Source organism: Prevotella sp. HMSC073D09, assembly GCF_001814145.1.
Classification (GTDB): Bacteria; Bacteroidota; Bacteroidia; order Bacteroidales; family Bacteroidaceae; genus Prevotella; species Prevotella conceptionensis.
The window spans coordinates 1-7,116 of the sequence record NZ_KV815011.1 but is presented as its reverse complement, the minus strand read 5'-3'; the positions used below and the strand labels follow the sequence as shown (position 1 = coordinate 7,116).

General features: G+C 37.1%; 4 protein-coding genes. 1 reads left to right on the top strand and 3 read right to left on the bottom strand.

Translation table 11 applies throughout. From position 1 onward, the window contains the following. Positions 1–419: 419 nt before the first annotated feature. A complete protein-coding gene (locus tag HMPREF2955_RS00510; RefSeq protein WP_139145433.1) occupies positions 420–4,472 on the bottom strand; it encodes an NACHT domain-containing protein in 4,053 nt (1,350 codons plus the stop codon). Between the two features lie 631 nt (positions 4,473–5,103). Here HMPREF2955_RS00510 and HMPREF2955_RS16740 point away from each other — a divergent pair. Continuing rightward, positions 5,104–5,313, top strand: coding sequence for a hypothetical protein (locus HMPREF2955_RS16740; RefSeq protein WP_246830020.1), 210 nt, complete (start codon positions 5,104–5,106; stop codon positions 5,311–5,313). Between the two features lie 140 nt (positions 5,314–5,453). Here the strand turns inward: HMPREF2955_RS16740 and HMPREF2955_RS00505 are convergent, their stop codons facing one another. Both HMPREF2955_RS00505 and HMPREF2955_RS00500 read right to left on the bottom strand, forming a co-directional pair. Next, on the bottom strand, positions 5,454–5,855 hold the full coding sequence (locus HMPREF2955_RS00505) for a hypothetical protein (protein ID WP_070719929.1): 402 nt from the start codon (positions 5,853–5,855) through the stop codon (positions 5,454–5,456). Beyond that, positions 5,852–7,084, bottom strand: coding sequence for a site-specific integrase (locus HMPREF2955_RS00500; RefSeq protein WP_070719934.1), 1,233 nt, complete (start codon positions 7,082–7,084; stop codon positions 5,852–5,854). Before HMPREF2955_RS00500 ends, HMPREF2955_RS00505 begins: the two co-directional genes overlap by 4 nt. Positions 7,085–7,116: the final 32 nt, after the last annotated feature.

Here is a 7,116-nt window from a genome sequence, read left to right as displayed (position 1 = left end):
TTCGGACTTGGAAAGGATGTTGGAGGAGAATTACAAAGGCAAAGGCAGCAATATGCATTAACGAAAAGAATACTTTGTAAATTACTGATAATCAGTAGCTTAATAGAGGCCTAAAATTGTTTCGTTAGAGGATTAAAATTGTCCCTCTAAGACTTTTAAAAATGTCCCATAAGAGAATTCCAATAAGGATATAGGGCTAATTCGTTAAGCAACTTCCTGATATATGAACAAATTAGTTAATATCTTATACTTATAATCTCGTGCGGGATACTTACTCAATATTCTCTTCTTTTTTGATAATCTTATTACTTTCAGCAGCTTTCTTCAACCATTCCGACATATTGAAAATGTTGTCAGAAATATCTGTTTCGGAGTTTCTTAAATGCATATAGTCTATACCATAATATAGCTCTATCTTCTTATTTTTTTGACAACCAAATAAGATGGTGTTTGTGGAGATAAAGTAAAAAAGTGTTAATTTTCTTGATGATCAGGCTTTTAAACTTTGAATATTTCTTTTCTATATTTGAAGGCTCATAACATCTAAGTTTCTGATGTATAATACCTTTCTCATCCATATAAACACAGCCACCATTCTGACCATGCTTGGCATAACCTATCCCTCTTGAACGAATCATCCTCTCTGTTAGGATTGGCCAAAACATTATTTTTTCGTTAGCATTGAGATAATTAAGAAGATCATCTTTGCGAACTAATAATGCGCTATGGCCACTTGAGAACATATAGTTGTCCAATACAACAATCTCATTTTTATCATTCACCCATACTCCAGCATCATTAGAAAAACTCAACTGGAGCCCCTTGAATAACCACTCATTAGGTAGAAGCAGATTGACAGAATCCTCGGATGATACATCGTCATCATGTGAGAGTGTGTACTGCAAATAGGCAGGTTCCATAATAATGTCATCAAAGTTCTTATGTCCTACAGAGAAAGGTATTCTTTTATGGTTCTGAATACTTACAGCATTCTTATAAACTGCCGACCAATAAAATTCGCGAGTAAATACATTGTAAATTTCGTCATTCTCATGAAAGGAACGTCCTTCAATTCCTATATGGTATAAGTTGTCACTCACTGTACTCAAGTCCTCCTTATTGACAATATATGCCTGTATGAAAGTCCATAAATCTCTTATAAGAGCGTTATCGTCATCTGGCTCACTCACATACTTGCTGTACGAGAACAAATTCACCCATTCAATTCCATTTTCATCGGTCATAAGAACATACTCCTTGATCCTTGGCATATTCTTCCATGCTTTCAACCATTTAATATCACTTTTTGGTCTCGATATATCAAAATTAGGAAGTTTATATTTGCTCTGATGATGCAATGGCTTGTATCCAGGATATATTGTAGGATCAATGGTTCTGGCTCTTCGTACAGGTTCAGACCATTCATTACTCCAATCTTTGTCAGGGTGTTTGTCCATCATCCGAGCCATAATACGATGCATGGCTATCCACTGATATTTCTTTCCTATGCGTTCAATTTTGCTATGAGATCGATTATGGCTAGCATTATTCTTATCAAAATGAACAAAAACATTAGGATCATATCCATACTCTTCAAATATCATATGTATGGCCCAATTCGATAACATTTCTACATTCTCTCCAAAGCCATCAAGATTAGATTGGAATACATATCTTCCAAAATCTCCATAGCTTCTTACTCCATGCTCTGGTGCCATAGACGATAGGATAGAGTGCTGGACCCTAAATACGTCTCGTTCTTTTTCTGGTATTGTTTCCCAATCTCTATCGTACATTGCAGTAATTTCGTCGTTTGAAGGAATAGAAGGTAAAGTCCCGTCTGTAAAGGGCACTTTTATGAGTTCCTTTTCTATGTTTATATCCAAACCTCTACTAAGACCAAACTCTACAATATTACAAGCATAGTCACGCACCAAAATGTGCTCAGGTATATGTTTCTTAGTGAAGACGTTACTATATACCCACTCTGCAACTGTACAGCTATTTTCATCATCTTGCATTAGGAGTAATGAACCATAGACTGCACACCATAGCCGTTCTTGAATATAAGGGTCATTAACGAAACTATATTTCTTCAGTACTGGCAAGAGAATATTTTTATGCTGAGTTAAAATATTCACTATAGCATGTGTGGCACAATCTCTTAGTTCTCGCCAAGTAGTGGATAGTGCCCATACCAAAGTTTCAAGACATGATTTAGCTATTTCTTCATCTATTGATTTGAGTGTATTGTTTGAGGCTTCGCCCCCCCATCTTGCCAAATCCATAAGTTTCCTACCATGCGACCAAGGATCAGAAATTAAAATAGTCCATATGGCATCTCGTTGCGCCATACTTAAATCCCATAACATATCATAGAGAGTAGATCCATTTGAAGCTTTATCTGTTCTGTAAGGACGCGATAAGATGAGTTCAAACATCAAACCGTATTCTTTTGCTTCCTTTATTTTGCGTATTAACTCATCTCCTTTCACTGTGAAATTATCTCGCCACATTGCACTCTCAATAAATGCTTGAAACGCCTTTTCTTTATCCTTTTCTTCAACAAGCTCTATCAACTCCCTATTCTTATTTATAGGAACAAGAATAGCCAAAGCTTCAGAAAGATCTCCCCAATTATATTTGAACCATTCTTTGGCTGTAGCATTTGAAATCAGATATTCTGCGATAAAATAATCGCCTATCCTTTCAAAACCAAAATTTACATATGTGGCACCGTTATAGACATCCGTTCTTAATAAACCCTCATCTATCAGCAATTCAAAAAAATCGTTGGGTGTTCTTGTATATTGAGCTTCCTGAGCCAATCTCTTTATTACGACTTGATATTCAAGTTTCCAACGACTACCAGTTTTAACCATTAGTTCTGCAACAGATCGCAAGGATTTAATCACAAGATTTTGGGCTTCGTTATACTTAAAATCTATTGCGATATCATGATTGGTATCATCACAATATTCTAGAATAGTTGTCCAAAAATTTGTAAAAACCAATGGACGTTGACTTCTTTCATGATTGCGACAATACTTGATTAAGAAAAGAGGATTTGAGAATTCTTCTCCATATACAGGCCAAGTTGGTTGCTCTATACTAAAAGACGAAAACATGTACTCACATGCTTCTCTTTCATGTCCTTTGAATCCATGATGCTGATATACTGCGTATTCAGAATTATGAGCAATATCATAAAACCAATTTTTGCGATCAGATATGCGGAAACTTATAACAAGACGCAGGTACTCGCAGGACTCTATTTCTTGCAAAAAGTCCAACAGAAATTTTCTCCATAATTCATCACCAGCTCCTTCATTAATAGCATCGATAAATATCACCACAGGCTCTCCTATTCTCTTGCCATAATTATTGAGTTGCTTCAACAATTTCTCCTTTTTGCATTTGATATCCAATAACTCTCGAATTTGGGAAAGAGGATCAGATGATAACGTAAAATGTTGCCCCAAAAGTAGTATAGACGGTTCATGAGCACGCTTGCGCTGGGTCACCATATCTCCTATGAGATGAGACTTTCCCGTACCAGCAACACCCGTAACCATAATTATATGATATTTCTTAAACTCAATCCATCTATTGGAAAGCACTTTCTGTAGGGCATATCCATCTTCACGAATAGAATATCCTTTTGTTCGGATTTCATCTCTTTTGTTGTTTTCAGAATTATAGTAGAAATCGTCAAATGCGGATAGGAATTCATTTATTGATTCTCTTAATTCAAGATAAGAAGTCACAGTTCCACTTAAGCTATCCATCTTCTCAACAAGATGTCTGCATTGAGCTAAAATTTCAGAGTAAGATGGTTCTTTATCTGTATTCCTAATAAATGATCTCAATGTATCCCTAAACCTTCCTATATCCTTTTTAAATAATGGCTTGAACTTATCAGTAATGTGCAATGACGCCAACGCAAAATCCATATCTTCAAATGGAAAATTCCGTTTTTCAGAATAGCGTTTATCTAAATTCTTAATTTGCTTGGTATTTTGATTCTCAAACCACTTTTGAGTGGGAATGAAATTAAGCTCTTCATCTATCAAACGACAAACCTCAACTATTCTTTGCCATTCTTCAGGTCTTTTCTTATTAGATTGCCAAAGATATAGGAAATAACCAATAGCAATTAGCACTGCTATCCCAAAACTCAACCATTCAGAGTTTTGGGACAGATACCCCCAAAAGGTTATTTCTTTATCTGCGGAACGGACAGAAATATAAACTCTCAGAAGTTGAGGTATAATACCAGCAAGAGCTGCCTCTGTTGCCATAAAAGTGTAGAACACTTTACGCTCAGCACGCTTCTTCAGAAATCCTACAATTATATTAATCCATTCCTTCCAATTTGCCTTACGCACCTCTTTTATGACAAGAGTAAGCGAAGCTATTTGTATAATACTCCATAAGAGCAAGGCCAAAAGTATACTGAGTATGATAATCATTTTGTTGTTTTGTTTGTATTTTAAACTAGCATTCATTACTCTATAATGGTATGTCTGCTTTTTATAATTTTGATATTTTAAGTGCAAAGATAGATATTTCTCTTCAAACTTTAACAATATTAATTATTAATTAGCGTTTTCAATTTTACCATTTTCAATGAGTTGGAGGTAGAAAATTAACTCATTTGATTGATAATTAAATTTTTTGTGACGATATGCACATAGCTGTGCTATTGTTATAATCACAGTTCTAATACATAATTAAAGATAATGTCTGAATATTATGCTAACTTCATCGTGGGAATTCGTACCTTTGTAACATTACTAATCCTTTAACTCGAAGTGATATGAGAAACTTTCAAGATGATTGTCCTATAAGACAATGTGGAAAGGATAGGGTCGACTGATATATCGGAAAACAGAATAAATAGATTTACTGTTTCTAAAACTGCTTTATTGTTTTGAGTCAGATAAACTCGGAATTATCTGTGTTTCATCATAATATATTTCAGCCTTGGAGAGTCTTAATCTCCTCATTGATTTCAACCCCGAGTTTCCCATAAATTCTCTTTGCTTTTTGATTGAAATCAAAAAATATTAAGGAAATACTTTTAATATTATCATCCCCCAAATGAAATCTACATTTTTAGCACTTCTATCCTTAAACCAATCCTATTGCCCTGCAACTCTTTTCCTTGTTCATAAGATTATGGCAAAAAATAAACTCATCCTTCAACCTGTTTGTGAATATGATTGCTTAACTGGAGGAACATTCAGAATAGCAGGAAAGAATGGTAAGATACCGATACTGTTTTCTGTTGTTGCAGTGAAAAACCTGTAAAAAACATGATAGCGTGTAGTCAGACAGTAGTAATAGCGATTTCTACTTTCTGACTACACGCTTAACCTTTTCTTTTCACTGTATTACCTCTCTTTGTAGTTATGTAGTAAGATAATATCGGTGAAATAGAAAGAAATGTATCAGCTATCCGTCTTTCTGATTAAGAATATCGGTGTGATGATATTTGTCGGGCGGTGTATTTCCCTGCAAATGTACTTTCTGAACAGATAGGCTTCCGTGCTGTCCAGCTGAAAGGACAGGGCAATGATGGTTGAGAGCGGATAAAGCGGCGCATAGCCTCTTGGTCGTCCGTTCACAAAAACTTCTTCCTCACCAGCATCCCTTTCGTCATGGTGCAGATGAGATGTTTTCAGAAGCAGTTGCAGGTGATAATTGAGTTTCTTCCACGTTACACCGAAGAACCCCACGAGTTCACTCTCCATCATGGCTATATCACCATTTCCCTTGCGAACAATTTGCATATTATCACCCCATTCAAGATAACTGTGGTCTCTTTTTGTTTGATTGTGATTGGTGTTCATATCGCTTCCTCCTTTACTTTCTCCTTTTGATATTTACTAATCAACCTGTCCATGTCCTCCGAAATCTTATTATCGGTTACTTGCGCATAGATTTGTGTGCTTGCAATAGAAGCGTGTCCCATCATCTTGGCAATGCTCTCTATGGGAATACCTGCACTCAAACTCATCGTGCCGAACGTATGCCGTGCCATATGGTAGGATAACCTTTCTCTAATGCCGAAAGCTTTGCCCACGATGCTTAGCTTTGCACTCATCACACTTCGGCTGCAATCTCGGGGAAAGACAAGGTTATCTGTTCTTGTTTCAGTTTTACCTTTTTCTTTCATCGATTGTATTCCTCCGTTTCTCTCTTGTTCGGCCTTGTAATGTTTGATAATGACTTCGGCTATCGGATGCAAGGGCATGACAAACTCCACCTTTGTCTTCTGTCGTTCCTTGCGGATATATTTCTGTCCGTCCGCTGCCGTTTGGATATGCCCATATTGCAAGTATTCCATATCGGCAATGGCCAAGCCGGTAAAGCAAGCAAAGATGAACATCAGCCTTGCCTGTTCTGCTTCCTTGTCGTTTACTTTCAAAGCCATGAGTTTGGCCACATCGCTCTTTTGCAGAAAGCGTGTTTTCTGTTCCTCCTTCTCATACTTGGTGTTCTCAAAAGGATTACAGCGAATGAGCCTTTGGCTGACCGCACGGTACATCAACCGGCTTAGCCAGCAAAGATAGCGGTTGATGGTTGCAGCTGCCAGCTCTTGCTTTTTAAGAAAGAAACGATATTCTTCAAACAAATCTTCCGTAATTATGGTTACAGGTATATCCTTGACACCTTTATCCTTGACAAACTCGCATAACAGCTTGTCGGAATAGCAAAGATTTTGGTACGTGCTTTCTGCTTTTGATTTACCCACGCACTCTTTGACGGATTGCAATTCCGTCTTGCTCATGGCAAGCAACGTTGTCGGATGGATGGCAATACCTTGCAAGCGGTTCTTGATAAGTTCCACGCTGACCACTCCGTCCCTCGTCAATAAATTCCGATAAGTCTTTTCTACAAGCTCTCTGAACTCTGTTAGCTTTTTGTTTATCCTTTTGTCGGTAGTCTGTCCCTGTTTGGTGTTCCACTCTGCCGGCAGGCATTCCTCTCCTGTGGTTATGGCGGAACTCTTCCCATCTATGGTAATACGGCAGAGAATGGTAGTCCTTCCGTCTGCCTTTGTCTTCTGTCTGTTAATATAGGGTAATTCAGTTAATTCCCTCTTAGGAA